At 72.7% G+C, this 12,714-nt stretch carries 13 protein-coding genes; all 13 read left to right on the top strand.

Annotated elements, in window-relative coordinates; genetic code table 11:
* The first annotated feature begins 11 nt into the window (after window positions 1-11).
* Window positions 12-1,553 carry a molybdopterin-dependent oxidoreductase gene (locus JOD65_RS04290; protein WP_191193595.1) on the top strand — a complete coding sequence of 514 codons (1,542 nt, stop codon included), beginning with the start codon at window positions 12-14 and terminating at the stop codon, window positions 1,551-1,553.
* 227 nt (window positions 1,554-1,780) lie between these two features.
* Complete coding sequence (locus tag JOD65_RS04285; protein WP_191193596.1) at window positions 1,781-2,443, top strand: fasciclin domain-containing protein; 663 nt, start codon at window positions 1,781-1,783, stop codon at window positions 2,441-2,443.
* Between the two features lie 27 nt (window positions 2,444-2,470).
* Window positions 2,471-3,085, top strand: coding sequence for an ECF RNA polymerase sigma factor SigK (gene sigK, locus JOD65_RS04280; protein WP_191193597.1), 615 nt, complete (start codon window positions 2,471-2,473; stop codon window positions 3,083-3,085).
* Window positions 3,082-3,819 (top strand): anti-sigma factor, encoded by a 738-nt coding sequence (locus tag JOD65_RS04275; protein WP_191193598.1) that lies wholly within the window; start codon window positions 3,082-3,084, stop codon window positions 3,817-3,819. The genes sigK and JOD65_RS04275 overlap by 4 nt, the downstream gene beginning before the upstream one ends.
* Entirely contained in the window at window positions 3,816-5,849 is a 2,034-nt protein-coding gene (locus JOD65_RS04270; RefSeq protein WP_191193599.1) for an FAD-dependent oxidoreductase, read from the top strand. Before JOD65_RS04275 ends, JOD65_RS04270 begins: the two co-directional genes overlap by 4 nt.
* Window positions 5,846-7,234: an SAM-dependent methyltransferase gene (locus JOD65_RS04265; RefSeq protein WP_224747127.1), complete on the top strand. Its 1,389-nt coding sequence runs from the start codon at window positions 5,846-5,848 to the stop codon at window positions 7,232-7,234. The genes JOD65_RS04270 and JOD65_RS04265 overlap by 4 nt, the downstream gene beginning before the upstream one ends.
* Before the next feature lie 5 nt (window positions 7,235-7,239).
* Window positions 7,240-8,556: a class I SAM-dependent methyltransferase gene (locus tag JOD65_RS04260; protein WP_191193600.1), complete on the top strand. Its 1,317-nt coding sequence runs from the start codon at window positions 7,240-7,242 to the stop codon at window positions 8,554-8,556.
* The gene (locus tag JOD65_RS04255; RefSeq protein ID WP_307820928.1) at window positions 8,550-9,326 is read left to right on the top strand and encodes a DUF1295 domain-containing protein; all 777 of its coding nucleotides are present in this window, start codon (window positions 8,550-8,552) and stop codon (window positions 9,324-9,326) included. Before JOD65_RS04260 ends, JOD65_RS04255 begins: the two co-directional genes overlap by 7 nt.
* A 76-nt stretch (window positions 9,327-9,402) precedes the next feature.
* The gene (locus JOD65_RS04250; RefSeq protein ID WP_204810946.1) at window positions 9,403-9,954 is read left to right on the top strand and encodes an RNA polymerase sigma factor; all 552 of its coding nucleotides are present in this window, start codon (window positions 9,403-9,405) and stop codon (window positions 9,952-9,954) included.
* Between the two features lie 34 nt (window positions 9,955-9,988).
* Window positions 9,989-11,095: a hypothetical protein gene (locus JOD65_RS04245; RefSeq protein WP_191193601.1), complete on the top strand. Its 1,107-nt coding sequence runs from the start codon at window positions 9,989-9,991 to the stop codon at window positions 11,093-11,095.
* A gap of 202 nt (window positions 11,096-11,297) precedes the next feature.
* Entirely contained in the window at window positions 11,298-11,789 is a 492-nt protein-coding gene (locus JOD65_RS04240) for a helix-turn-helix domain-containing protein (RefSeq protein ID WP_191193602.1), read from the top strand.
* Window positions 11,790-11,799: 10 nt separating this feature from the next.
* The gene (locus JOD65_RS04235) at window positions 11,800-12,219 is read left to right on the top strand and encodes a VOC family protein (protein ID WP_191193603.1); all 420 of its coding nucleotides are present in this window, start codon (window positions 11,800-11,802) and stop codon (window positions 12,217-12,219) included.
* Window positions 12,220-12,229: 10 nt separating this feature from the next.
* A complete protein-coding gene (locus JOD65_RS04230; RefSeq protein ID WP_191193604.1) occupies window positions 12,230-12,709 on the top strand; it encodes a cupin domain-containing protein in 480 nt (159 codons plus the stop codon).
* The last annotated feature ends 5 nt before the right edge of the window (window positions 12,710-12,714 follow it).

Here is a 12,714-nt window from a genome sequence, read left to right as displayed (position 1 = left end):
GAACACCGCCCATGCACTCCCCCGACCAGCGCTCCCGGCCGCGCACCCTGCGCCACGCGGCGTACGGCGTGCTCGCCACCGTCGTCGGTCTCGCCGCCGCCCACCTGGTCGCGGCGCTGACCGTCCCCGCGGCGTCTCCGGTGCTTGCGGTCGGCTCGACCGTCATCGACCTCACGCCCACGCCGCTCAAGGAGTGGGCCATCCGCCAGTTCGGCAGCGCCGACAAGCTGGTCCTGGTCGGCTCGGTGACGCTGGTCGTGCTGCTGCTGGCCGCGGTCGCCGGCATCGTCACCGCCCGCTGGGAGACGCCCGGACTGCTCGTCCTGGTGGGCCTCGCCGGCGTCGCGGGAGTGCTGGCCGTCCTGCGCCCGGGTTCCGGGCCGCTGGACCTCGTACCTGCCCTGGTCGCCGCCGCGGTCGGAGCCACCTCGTTGTGGTGGCTGCACCGTGTCGACGACCGGGGTCACCCGGAACCGTCGCCGGGGGGCGACGGTCCCACTCGACGCGGGGTCGTGCTGGCCTCCGGCGCACTCGCTGCGGCTGCAGTGGCCATGGGGGGCCTCGGTCGCTGGGTGACGTCGTACCGCCTCGGCGGGACGGACGTCGCCCTGCCGGTGGCCACCGACCCCGCGTCGTCCTTCCCCACCGGTCTCGAGGAGAGGTACGACGGCATCACCCCGCTGCGCACCCCGACCGGGGACTTCTACCGGGTCGACACCCGGCTCACGCTCCCCGCTGTGGACGTCGAGTCGTGGACGCTCACCATCGACGGCGACGTCGACCAGGAGGTCACGCTGACCTTCGACGACCTCGCCGCGATGGACACCGTCGAGCGCGACATCACCCTCACCTGCGTCTCCAACGAGGTCGGCGGACCCTACGTCGGCGGCGCCCGCTGGCTCGGCGTACCGCTCGCCGCCGTGCTCGCCCGGGCCGGCATCGACGCGACGAAGGCCGACCAGATCCTGTCCACCGACGTCGACGGGATGACGATCTCCACGCCGCTCGACGTGGCGCTGGACGGGCGCGACGCGATCATCGCGATCGGCATGAACGGCGGCCCCCTGCCGCGCACCCACGGCTTCCCCGCGCGGATGGTCGTCCCCGGGCTCTACGGCTTCGTCAGCGCGTGCAAGTGGATCACCCGCATGACGCTGACGACGTACGACGCCGAGCAGGCGTACTGGACCGAGCGTGACTGGGTCGTCGACGCGCCGATCAAGATCTCGAGCCGCATCGACACGCCCAAGCCGCTGTCGGAGACCGATGCCGGCACCGTGGTCGTCGGCGGCATCGCCTGGGCCCAGGGCGTCGGCATCGACAAGGTCGAGGTGCGCGTCGACGGTGGCCCCTGGCAGCCCGCGAAGCTCGGGCCCCAGGTCAACGACGACTACTGGCGCCAGTGGTACCTCGAGTGGGACGCCGAGCCTGGCCGGCACCTCATCGCCTCTCGCGCCACCAACAAGGACGGCGACGTGCAGACCGACGTCCGGATGCGGCCCTTCCCCGAGGGATCGAGCGGCCTGCAGGAGATCTCGGTCCTCATCGCCTGATCCGCCTGATCCCCTCCGGGGCGTCGTCTGGCGGTGAGTGAGACAGGTTCCGCGCCTCCGGAACCTGTCTCACTCACCGCCCGGCGCCGCCCACGTCGGCGTGTCCAAGGATTGTCCAAAGTTTTTCGAGGAATCACCCATCCACCCACGACGCGGCCCCGAACACCTCTCGACAGCGGGCCCCCCACGGCCCACCGATCAAAGGCTTCCAACCGAAAGGCAGTGTCATGAACACCAAGCTCCGCACCCGCTCCATGGGCCTCGCCGCCCTCGCGCTGACCGCGTCCATGGGCCTGGCTGCCTGTGGCAGCGAGAGCGACACCGACAGCGCTTCCGAGCCCACCACGTCCGAGTCGAGCTCCGAGACCCCCATGGAGGAGTCCGAGTCGCCGATGGAGTCCGAGGAGCCGATGGCCGCCGACGCACCGTTCGGTCCCGGCTGCGCCGGCGTCCCGACGTCCGGTGAGGGATCCGTCGAGGGCATGGCCGACGACCCGGTCGCGACCGCCGCGTCGAACAACCCGCTCCTCAAGACGCTGGTCGCCGCCGTCACCGAGGCAGACCTCGTCGACACGCTCAACTCCGCCGAGAACCTCACGGTCTTCGCGCCCACCGACGACGCGTTCGCCGCGATCCCGAAGAAGGACCTCAACGCCCTCCTGAAGGACAAGGAGATGCTGACCACCGTCCTGACCCACCACGTGGTCGGCGAGAGCCTCACCCCCGAGAACCTCGCGGGCGAGCACGAGACCCTGGCCGGCGACATGCTCACCGTCGAGGGCGAGGGCGAGGACTTCACCATCGGTGAGGCCAGCGTCGTGTGCGGCAACGTGCAGACCGCCAACGCGACCGTCTACGTGGTCGACCAGGTCCTGATGCCGCAGATGTGATCGTCGGCTGACGATCACTACGTAAGGATGACTGACGTGGACCACGTGAGGCCCGTACCGGACGGGGTGCCCGAGGGCGCCCCGTCCGGGGGCGACCCGGCTCGGCTGTCCGACCTGCTCCGGCAGGCAGCGCGGGGCGACGAAGCGGCCTTCGCCGCGTTCTACGACGCGACGTCGGCGCGGGCCTACGGCCTGGCGCTGCGCGTGGTCCGCAACCCGGCGCACGCCGAGGAGGTCGCCCAGGAGGCCTACCTCGACGCCTGGCGGTCCAGCACGAGGTACGACGCCGAGCGCGGCAGCGCGGTCGGCTGGTTGCTGACCATCGTCCACCGCAAGGCCGTCGACCGGGTCCGCTCGGTCGAGGCCGCCACGTCCCGCGACGAGACGTGGAACCGCGAGGCCGCGCCGACCGACCACGACCAGACCTCCGAGGCCGCACACGCCTCGCTCGACGCAGCCCGCGTGCGCGGCGCGGTCGCCACCCTGACCGACGTGCAGCGCCAGGCCGTCGAGCTCACCTACTTCGGCGGCTACACGCACACCGAAGTGGCTACCTTGCTGGACGTCCCGCTCGGGACGGCCAAGACACGAATACGCGACGGACTGATCCGCCTGCGGGACCTGATGGGAGTGGCGTCATGAGTGAGATGGACATCCACAAGCTCACGGGCGCCTACGCCATGGACGCTCTCGACGAGCTCGAGCGTGCGCGGTTCGAGCAGCACCTCGCCACGTGCGAGGACTGCCGCGCCGAGGTCGCCGAGCTCCGCGAGACGGCTGCCCTGCTGTCCGAGACCGTCGCGGTCACGCCGCCGGCGGCGCTGCGCGACTCGGTCCTCGCCGGCATCTCCCAGATCCGCCCGCTCGCCCCTGAGGTGACCGCGTCCCCGTCGCGCCACGCCGACCGACCGGCAGCACGGGGGCGGGGCTGGGTGCCCTTTCTGGTCGCGGCGGCACTCGCGCTCATCGTCGGGGTCGGCGCCCTGGTGACGCAGCCCTGGGCCCCGTCCGACGAGGTCGAGCGGCTGACCGCGGCCGAGCAGGTCCTCCAGGCCCCCGACGCGCAGGCGGTCTCCGTCGACCTCGGCGAAGCAGGCAACGCGACCGTCACCCGGTCGAAGTCCCAGGACCGTGCGGTGATCACCACCGAGGACATGGTCTCCGCCCCTTCGGGCAAGGACTACGAGCTGTGGTTCATCGATGGTGACCAGTTCGTCTCGGCCGGGTTGATGCCCGACGAGCCGGACCAGACCGTCGTCCTCGACGGGTCCGCTGGGGCGGCCGCCGCCGTCGGCATCACGGTCGAGCCGGACGGAGGCTCCACGCAGCCCACCAGCGACCCGATCGCCGTCTTCGACCTGACCCAGGCGGCATGACCGCCCACGCACCACGCCGGATCGCCGTCGTCGGCTCCGGCGTGGCGGGTCTCACCGCGGCCTGGATCGCCTCGCGCACCGCCCACGTGACCCTCTACGAGGCCGACGACCGCCTCGGCGGCCACGCCGACACCCACCGCGTCGCGACCCCCGACGGCGCGCTGGCCATCGACACCGGATTCATCGTCCACAACCGCCGGACCTACCCCACCCTGCTGCGGCTCTTCGCCGAGCTGGGTGTGGCGACCCAGCCCTCGGAGATGTCCCTGTCGGTCAGCGACGCCGGCACGGGCGTCGAGTACGCCGGTGCGCTCGGCGTTCGCGGCCTGTTCGCCCAGCGGTCCTCGCTCCGATCGCGCGAGCACTGGCGGATGCTGCTGGAGATCCCCCGCTTCCACCGCCGGGCGAAGGCCCTGCTCGCCGAGGGCGCTGCGTCATCCGGATCGTCACCCACCGGTGCGGGTTCGTATGACGCCGGGGCCGACCAGACGCTGCGCGACTTCCTGCGCGACGGCGGCTTCTCCCCCGGGTTCGTCCGACACTTCATGGAGCCGCTGGTGGCGGCCGTCTGGTCGTGCGACCCGGCGACGTCCCTGGACTACCCCGCCCGCTACCTCTTCACCTTCCTCGAGCACCACGGGATGCTCGGCGTCTTCGGCTCGCCGGAGTGGCGCACGGTCACCGGCGGCTCAGCGACGTACGTCGCCGCGGTGGCCGCCGGCCTGCAGGAGGTCCGGCTGGAGACCAAGGTGACGTCGGTGCACGAGCTCGCCGACGGCGTCGAGGTCACCGACGGCAGCGGCGCGACCACCCGCTTCGACGCGGTCGTGGTCGCCACGCACCCCTCCCACGCGCTCGCGATGCTCGAGTCGCCGACCGACCTCCAGCGCGAGGTCCTCGCCGCGCTGCCCTACAGCAGCAACCCCGCGCTCCTCCACACCGACGCCTCGCTGCTGCCGACCGCGCCCGGCGCCCGGGCATCGTGGAACTACCGGAGGCCGGAGGACGAGGGCCGGGGAGTCACCGTCACCTACGACCTCACCCGCCTCCAGCGGCTGCCCACCGACACCCACTACCTCGTCACCCTGGGCGGCGAGGGCCTCGTCGACCCGGCGAGCGTCATCGACCGGATGGAGTACGAGCACCCGCTCTACACGCCCGCGTCGGTGGCCGCATCGCGCCGGCTCCCCGCGATCAACACGACGCGGATCGTCTTCGCCGGGGCCTACCACGGCTGGGGCTTCCACGAGGACGGCGCACGCTCGGGTCTCGCGGCCGCCACCCACCTCGGCCTGCCCTGGGTCCGCACCACCCCGACGCTGCCGCGGCCGGGCCGCTTCGAGACCACCATCCGCCACACCCGGCGCACCCCGTTCCGGCGCACCTTCGAGCACCGCTCGACCTTCTGGCTCGTCGACCTCGACGACCTGCCCGACCACGGCGTGCTGGCGCGGTTCGAGGCACGCGACCACCTCGGTGCGCCCGACGCCACGCTGCGCGACAACGTCGAGTCGTTCCTCGCCGACAACGGCGTCTCGCTCGGCGACGGCGACCGTCCCGGCACGATCCTGATGGCGGCGCACCCGCGCTCGCTCGGCCACTGCTTCAACCCGATCAGCGTGTTCTGGTGCTTCGACGACCGGGCGCGCCAGGCGGGCGTGGTCGTCGAGGTGCACAACACCTACGGCGACCGGCACGCCTACCTCGTCCACCCCGACGAGCAGGGCCGCGCCCGCACCGACAAGGCGCTCTACGTCTCGCCCTTCCACGGCGTCGACGGCACGTACGACGTCGCCGTGCCCGTCCCGACCGACCGCCTCGACATCGCGATCACGCTGCGTGGTCACGACGACGGGTCCGCGCCCTTCAGCGCGAGCCTCACCGGCACCCGCAGCGACGTACCCGTCCGCCGGACCCTCGGCGCGGCGCTGCGCGGCAGCGCGCTCATCCGCGCGCACGGCATCTGGCTGTGGACCCGCCGGCTGCCGGTCCGTCCCCGACCGACCCATCGACAGGAGGGAGTCCGATGACCCTCGAGAAGAACCACGAAGACCAGTCTCGTGACGGGCACCAGGGTGCCTTCCTCGACCACCGCGAGGGCACGCAGGGCATGCCCGCCCTCGAGCAGCTGCCTTCCGGGCCCCGCACCGCCGTCTCGGCCGCCGTCGCGCGGCGCCTCTTCCGCGCCGCCGTCGCCCGCCTGGACGTCACGGTCGTGGAGGCGCCGTCCGGCCGCACCTACGGGCGCGGTGGACCGCGGATGCGCCTGCACCGGCCCGAGGAGTTCTACGCCCGGGTGGGTCGCGACGGCCTGATCGGCTTCGGCGAGGCCTACCTGACCGGCGCCTGGGACGCCGACGACCTGGCCGGCTTCCTCACCGTGCCGGCGGCCCGGATGGCGACGTTGGTCCCGGAGCCGCTGCAACGGCTCCGTGCCCTCGTCACGCCCCGGCTGCCCAGCCACCAGCGCAGCACCGAGGCCAACAGCCAGGCCAACGTCTCGCACCACTACGACCTGTCCAACGAGCTCTTCGCGCTCTTCCTCGATGAGACGCTGAGCTATTCGTCCGCGCTCTTCGACACCTCCGTCCTCCCGGCCGGCAAGGGCCCCGGCTCCGTCGGTGACCACCTGGTCGCCACGCCACCAGAGCCCACCGACGACCGGGACCCGACCGTCCACAAACCCGACCTCGCGGACGCGCAGGGCCGCAAGGTCGAGCGCCTCCTCGACGAGGCCGGCGTCACCGCGGGCACCCGGGTCCTCGAGATCGGGACCGGGTGGGGCGAGCTCGCCATCCGTGCCGCCCGGCGGGGCGCGCGCGTCCACACGATCACGCTGTCGGTCGAGCAGCTCGAGCTCGCCGAGGAGCGGATCGCCGCGGCCGGGTTCGCCGACCGCGTCCACGTCGAGCTGATGGACTACCGCGCGCTCGCCGCCACCGGGGCGACGTACGACGCTGTGCTGTCCGTGGAGATGGTCGAGGCCGTCGGCCACGAGTTCTGGGGCACCTACTTCAGCACCATCGACCGCGTGCTGGCGCCCGGCGGCCGAGTCGCGATCCAGGCGATCACGATGCCGCACGACCGGATGCTCGCCACCCGCGACGGCCACACCTGGATCAACAAGTACATCTTCCCCGGCGGCTTCCTCCCCAGCGTCGAGGTCATCGACCAGGTCACCCGCGGCGAGACAACCCTCCGGCTGACAGGGCAGCTCGCGATGGGCGACCACTACGCCGAGACGCTGCGCCGCTGGGACCGCCGGTTCCTCGCCCAGCGGGACGCCGTCCTCGCCCTCGGCTTCGACGACCTCTTCATGCGGGTCTGGCACTTCTACCTCGCCTACTCGCAAGCCGGTTTCGCGAGCGGCTACCTCGACGTCTCGCAGCTCACCTTCACCCGGGAGGACCGGTGACACCCGTGACCCGGACCGCACCGTCCGACACCACGCTCACGTCCGCGGGCGTCGCGGACCGCCTCGCCGCAGCGGTCCGGCCGTTCATCGGGGGCGACCTGCCGGTGCGCCTGCAGGCGTGGGACGGCTCGGTCGCCGGACCCGCCGGCGCCCCGCTGGTGGTGCTGCGGTCCCCCGACGCGCTGCGCCGGCTGCTGTGGCACCCGGGCGAGCTCGGCGCCGCGCAGGCCTACGTGACCGGCGAGCTCGACGTGCCCGAGCAGGACGGCTGGGACCTCGGCTCCGCCCTCACCCACGCCTTCGCGGTCGGCGCCGAACGCGGCCTGTCCGGCGTACGCCTCTCGCCGCGCGCCCTGGTCGACGCGGTCCGCACCGCCGCCGACCTCGGCGCGCTCGGCCGGCCGCCGGCACCGCCGGCGTCGCAGGCGCAGATCAAGGGCCGGCTGCACAGCCTCGCCCGCGACCGGTCGTCGATCAGCCACCACTACGACCTCTCCAACGAGTTCTACTCCCTCGTCCTCGAGCCGCAGATGGCCTACAGCTGCGGCTACCACGCGACGCCGGACACCCCGCTCGAGGAGGCGCAGCGCGCCAAGCTCGACCTCGTCTGCACCAAGCTCGGGCTCGAGCCGGGGACGAGGATGCTGGACGTCGGCTGCGGCTGGGGCTCGCTCTCGCTGCACGCGGCCGAGCACTTCGGGGCACAGGTCACCGGGGTGACGATCTCGGCGGAGCAGAAGGCGTTCATCGACGCCCGGATCGCTGAGCGCGGGCTGCAGGACCGGGTCGAGATCCGGCTGCAGGACTACCGCGAGGTCCCCGAGCGCGACCACTTCGACGCGGTCGGCTCGCTGGAGATGGGCGAGCACGTCGGTGCGCGCAACTACGCGACGTACGTCGAGGTGCTGCGCCGCGCGGTCCGGCCGGGTGGGCGGGTGCTGGTCCAGCAGATGTCGCGCCAGGGCGCCGGTGGCGGCAAGCACCCGGGCGGCGGCCCGTTCATCGAGTCGTTCATCGCCCCCGACATGACGATGCGGCCGGTCGGCGAGACCGTCGGCCTGATCGAGGCGGGCGGGCTCGAGGTGCGTGACGTGCACGCGATGCGCGAGCACTACGTGCACACCGTCGCGGGCTGGACGGCCAACTTCGAGGCCAACCTGCCGCGCCTGCGCGAGCTCGTCGGCGAGGAGGTCGTCCGCGTGTGGCGGCTCTACCTCGTCGGCGGCGCGCTCGCGTTCCGCGACGGTCGGATGGGCGTCGACCAGGTCCTGGCCGTCCGCCCCGGCGGTCCCCACACCCTGCCGGCGGTCCGCGCGTGGTGAGTGCCGCGCTGGTCGCGCTCCTCGCGGCAGCCGTCGTCATGGGGTCGACGGCGGCGGTGAGCCGTCGCCTGGACAGGGTCGCCGTGGTCGACGTGGCCTGGGGGCTGGCGTTCGTCGCGATCGCCCTCGCCCTGGCGCTCGTGTGGCCCGATGCCCACTCCTGGCTCCTCGCCGCCCTCGTCACCGCGTGGGGCGGCCGACTCGCGTGGCACATCGGGCGCCGCTCGCGCGGGCACGGCGAGGACCCGCGCTACGAGAAGATGCTCGGCGGGCCGGGCTGGTCCTCCGGCGCGGGCCGCGTCGTCACCAAGGTCTTCCTGACGCAGGCCGTCGTCGCGTTCCTCATCTCCGCGCCGGTCCAGGTCGCGGCGGCGTACGACGTCCGCTGGTGGACCGTGGTGTGGGCGGGTGTCGTGGTCTGGGCGGTGGGGGTGTTCTTCGAGGTCGTCGGCGACGCGCAGCTCGAGGCCTACAAGGCCCAGCCGCGCGAGTCGCGACCGATGATCCTCGACACCGGCCTGTGGGGCTGGAGCCGGCACCCCAACTACTTCGGCGACGCCTGCGTGTGGTGGGGACTCTGGATCGCCGGCGCACTGGCGCTGGGCTGGCTTCCGGGCCTGCTCACCGTGTGGGCGCCCGCCGCGATGACGTACTTCGTGCGCAACGTGACCGGCGCCAAGCTGCTCGAGCGGACGATGTCGCAGCGCGAGGGGTGGGACGAGTACGCCGCCCGAGTGCCGCTCTTCGTCCCGCGTCCCCCGCGAGGCTGAGGTCGAACCGGGATCTCCGGGGCACCGGCCGGGGGTTCTGTGGGCCTGACGACCGTCTTCGGGTGACAATGCGCCCGTGGGTGAGCAGGAGGGGCTCGACTGCGCCATCGAGGCGATGCAGGCGGGGGACGAGGCGGCGTTCCGCGTCGTCTACCGTCATGTCCAGCCACCGCTCCTGCGCTACCTCACCGTCCTGGTCGGCCCCTCCGAGGCCGAGGACGTCGCCAGCGAGGCCTGGGCGCAGGCCTTCCGCGACCTCGACCGGTTCAGCGGCGACGCCGACGGCTTCCGCGGGTGGATCACCACCATCGGCCGCAACCGTGCCCTCGACCACCTGCGCCACGCCCGGCGCCGGCCGGTCGCCGACGAGTCGGTCGAGGACCTCGTGGACCTGCCGGACGACATCGACCTCGAGGCCGACATCATCGGCAAGGTCAACTCCGATGCCGTGATCCGGCTGATCGGCACCCTGCCCCGCGACCAGGCCGAGGCCATCATGCTGCGCACGGTTCTCGGCTTCGACGCACCCACCGCGGCCCGCATCCTCGGCAAGCGCCCCGGCGCCGTGCGCGCGGCGGCCCACCGCGGCCTCAAGCAGCTGGCCAAGCGAATCTCCGAGGAGCCGTAACACCTGTGACTGCCGTGACGCTGAAGGGAGTGAGATGAGCACCCCGGACCCCCGCCTGTCCCGCCGTGATGCCGAGCGCCTGCTCGACGCCCCCGCGGAGCACGACAACGTCCTCGGGTGGGCCCTCACCGCCGCCAGTGCTCCGGCGCACCCGAGCGAGCTCCACGGCGAGGACGCAGCGGCAGCGGCCTTCCAGTCCGCCCGACTCTCGCCCGCACCGTCGACGAGGAGCGGGTACGTCTCGCCCTCGCGACTCGGGGGCCGCGCCGCCACCCGGGCCGTCATCGCGACCGGCGCCGTCGTCGCCCTGACCTCCGGTGGCTTCGCCCTCGCCAGCTCCACCGACCTACCGGGCCTGCCCGGGTTCCCGGGCCTGCCCGGCCTCCCCGGCCAGGCGTCCGACCGGGCCAGCGACTCCACGGCCGATGCACCACGCGGCGCGGCCGGCTCCGTCACCCCGGGTGACAGCGGCAGCGCGGACGGAAGTCCTTCCGGGTCCGCCAGCGGCTCACCCGGAGCCTCCGGTTCGAGCGGCTCCTCCACCTCGACGACGTCGCCCGGGTCCCCGTCCGCCACTCCGTCCGAGTCCCCGTCAGGGACCACCGACGGTCCGGCCACCCCGTCGCCCAGCTTCGAGGGACTGTGCCGGGCCTTCCAGGCCACCGACCGCTCCGACGCCGGCTCGTCGCTCGACAGCGCCGCCTTCCTCGCGCTCGCGACCCAGGCCGGCGGCGCCGACCGGATCGCCACCTACTGCGTCGACCTCATCGGCCCGCCGAAGCAGACCGGCAAGCCGACCCCGTCTCCCTCTCCCGGCAAGCCCACCGACCAGCCGACGAACGGCAACCAGGGGAACCAGAACAACTCGGGGAACCAGGGCAACCAGGGCAACCAGAACTCCGGCAACAACAACGCCGGCAGCCAGAACAACAGCTCCACGAACCAGCCGAACCCGAACAGCCAGAGCAACAACGGCAACGGGAACGGGAACGGGCCGGGGAAGTCCGGCAGCTCGTCGAACCCGAGCCCGGCGACCACGCCGGCCACCCCCACCAGTCCAGCCAGCCCCACCACCAGTCCGACCGACCCCGGCAAGCCGGGGAACCCGGACAAGGGGGGCGGCGCACACACGTCCGGGTGACCCCCGGCGGCGGCCGCGTTCCGCAGGACCGGCTCTCGCACCCCGCACGTCGACCTCCCGCCGACGTACGGGATCCCCCCAGAACCGCGAGATCCACGTCCTACCAACGCACAGACAACGGCATGGCCCTCCCCCGGGGTCATGCCGTTGTCGCGTCCCCGCCGGCCCCGCCCTGTCCGCGGCACGCGTTAGGTTCGTCGGCATGGGCCGGCCGGTCTCCGCGCAGGAGGACACCAACCGACGGATGCTGCGCGCCCGCGACGAGATGGACCGCCGCTACGCCGAGCCCCTCGACGTACCCACCCTCGCCGCCATCGCGCACCTGTCGGTGTCGCAGTTCGGGCGGGTGTTCAAGGAGGTCTACGGCGAGACCCCGCACCGCTACCTCCAGCGGCGCCGGGTGGAGCGGGCGATGACGCTGCTGCGCCAGACCGACCGACCGGTGACGGACGTGGCATGGGACGTCGGGTTCGCCAGTCTCGGCACCTTCAGCCGCACCTTCAGCAACGTCGTCGGGTGCTCACCCACGGAGTTCCGCGCGGGCCACACCCCGGTCGCGGTGCCGTCGTGCTTCATCGCCGCGTGGACGCGGCCCCGCGAGCGGGAGGCGCCGGCCGGGCCCGACCGGGCCGTGGCGAGGGCCGGCCCGAGGACAGTGGTTTCGGAGAAGCGGGAGGGGGTCGTCGCTGGCTAGCGTCGTCGTCATGAACACCAACCACATCACCAGCCTCCACATCCGCAGCGTGCCGGTCCTCGACCAGGACGAGGCGCTCGACTTCTACACCACCCACCTCGGCTTCGAGGTGCGCGACGACATCGACCTCGGATTCATGCGCTGGCTGACCGTCGGCGTCCCGGGCCAGGACACCTCGATCCTGCTCGAGCTCGTCGGGGCGCCCATGCACGACGAGACGACCGCCGCACAGGTGCGCGAGCTCGTGGCCAAGGGCGCGCTCGGCGGGGTCTTCCTGCTCAGCGACGACGTGCACGCGACCTACGCCGCGCTCCGCGACGCCGGTGTCGAGATCACCCAGGAGCCGGTCGAGCAGCCCTACGGCACCGACTTCGGCATCCGCGACCCGTTCGGCAACCACGTCCGCATCAACCAGCCGGCCACGGCCTGAAGGGACCTCGATGAGCTACCCACCGCCGATCTACCACGGCGACTCCGGCGAGGTGTCGGCCCACGTCGTGCCGGCGGACGTCGAGCCCGCCGTGGTCTACCCCAACGGCAACAAGGTCTTCTACCTCGCCCAGGGCACAGCCACCCAGGGCACCTTCGGCCTCTACCGGTGGGAGTTCGCCGGACCCGAGAGCGGCCCGGGCGCCCACTTCCACCGCACCATCACCGAGTCGTTCTACGTCCTCGAGGGCACCGTCACGATCTACGACGGGACCGACTGGGTGACGTGCCACGCCGGCGACTTCGCCCACGTCCCCGCAGGCGGGATCCACGGCTTCCGCAACCAGGACGGGGCCGCCAAGATGCTCCTCCACTTCGCGCCGGGCGCACCGCGCGAGGCCTACTTCGAGGGGCTGGCCGCCGGGATGGGCAACCTCGACGGCGACGCCTACGACCGGTTCATGCGAGAGCACGACAACCACTGGGTCTGAGCGAG

Origin of the sequence: Nocardioides cavernae (genome assembly GCF_016907475.1) — a bacterium.
Classification (GTDB): Bacteria; Actinomycetota; Actinomycetes; order Propionibacteriales; family Nocardioidaceae; genus Nocardioides; species Nocardioides cavernae.
Note: the sequence above shows the minus strand (reverse complement) of the source record. Positions and strands in the feature narration are given on the sequence as shown.

What these genes read in the sequence shown, in the direction of transcription:
- JOD65_RS04290 (WP_191193595.1), top strand. Translation starts at nt 12, where the DNA reads ATGCACTCCCCCGACCAGCGCTCCCGGCCGCGCACCCTGCGCCACGCG.
- JOD65_RS04285 (WP_191193596.1), top strand. Translation starts at nt 1,781, where the DNA reads ATGAACACCAAGCTCCGCACCCGCTCCATGGGCCTCGCCGCCCTCGCG.
- sigK (WP_191193597.1), top strand. Translation starts at nt 2,471, where the DNA reads ATGACTGACGTGGACCACGTGAGGCCCGTACCGGACGGGGTGCCCGAG.
- JOD65_RS04275 (WP_191193598.1), top strand. Translation starts at nt 3,082, where the DNA reads ATGAGTGAGATGGACATCCACAAGCTCACGGGCGCCTACGCCATGGAC.
- JOD65_RS04270 (WP_191193599.1), top strand. Translation starts at nt 3,816, where the DNA reads ATGACCGCCCACGCACCACGCCGGATCGCCGTCGTCGGCTCCGGCGTG.
- JOD65_RS04265 (WP_224747127.1), top strand. Translation starts at nt 5,846, where the DNA reads ATGACCCTCGAGAAGAACCACGAAGACCAGTCTCGTGACGGGCACCAG.
- JOD65_RS04245 (WP_191193601.1), top strand. Translation starts at nt 9,989, where the DNA reads ATGAGCACCCCGGACCCCCGCCTGTCCCGCCGTGATGCCGAGCGCCTG.
- JOD65_RS04240 (WP_191193602.1), top strand. Translation starts at nt 11,298, where the DNA reads ATGGGCCGGCCGGTCTCCGCGCAGGAGGACACCAACCGACGGATGCTG.
- JOD65_RS04235 (WP_191193603.1), top strand. Translation starts at nt 11,800, where the DNA reads ATGAACACCAACCACATCACCAGCCTCCACATCCGCAGCGTGCCGGTC.
- JOD65_RS04230 (WP_191193604.1), top strand. Translation starts at nt 12,230, where the DNA reads ATGAGCTACCCACCGCCGATCTACCACGGCGACTCCGGCGAGGTGTCG.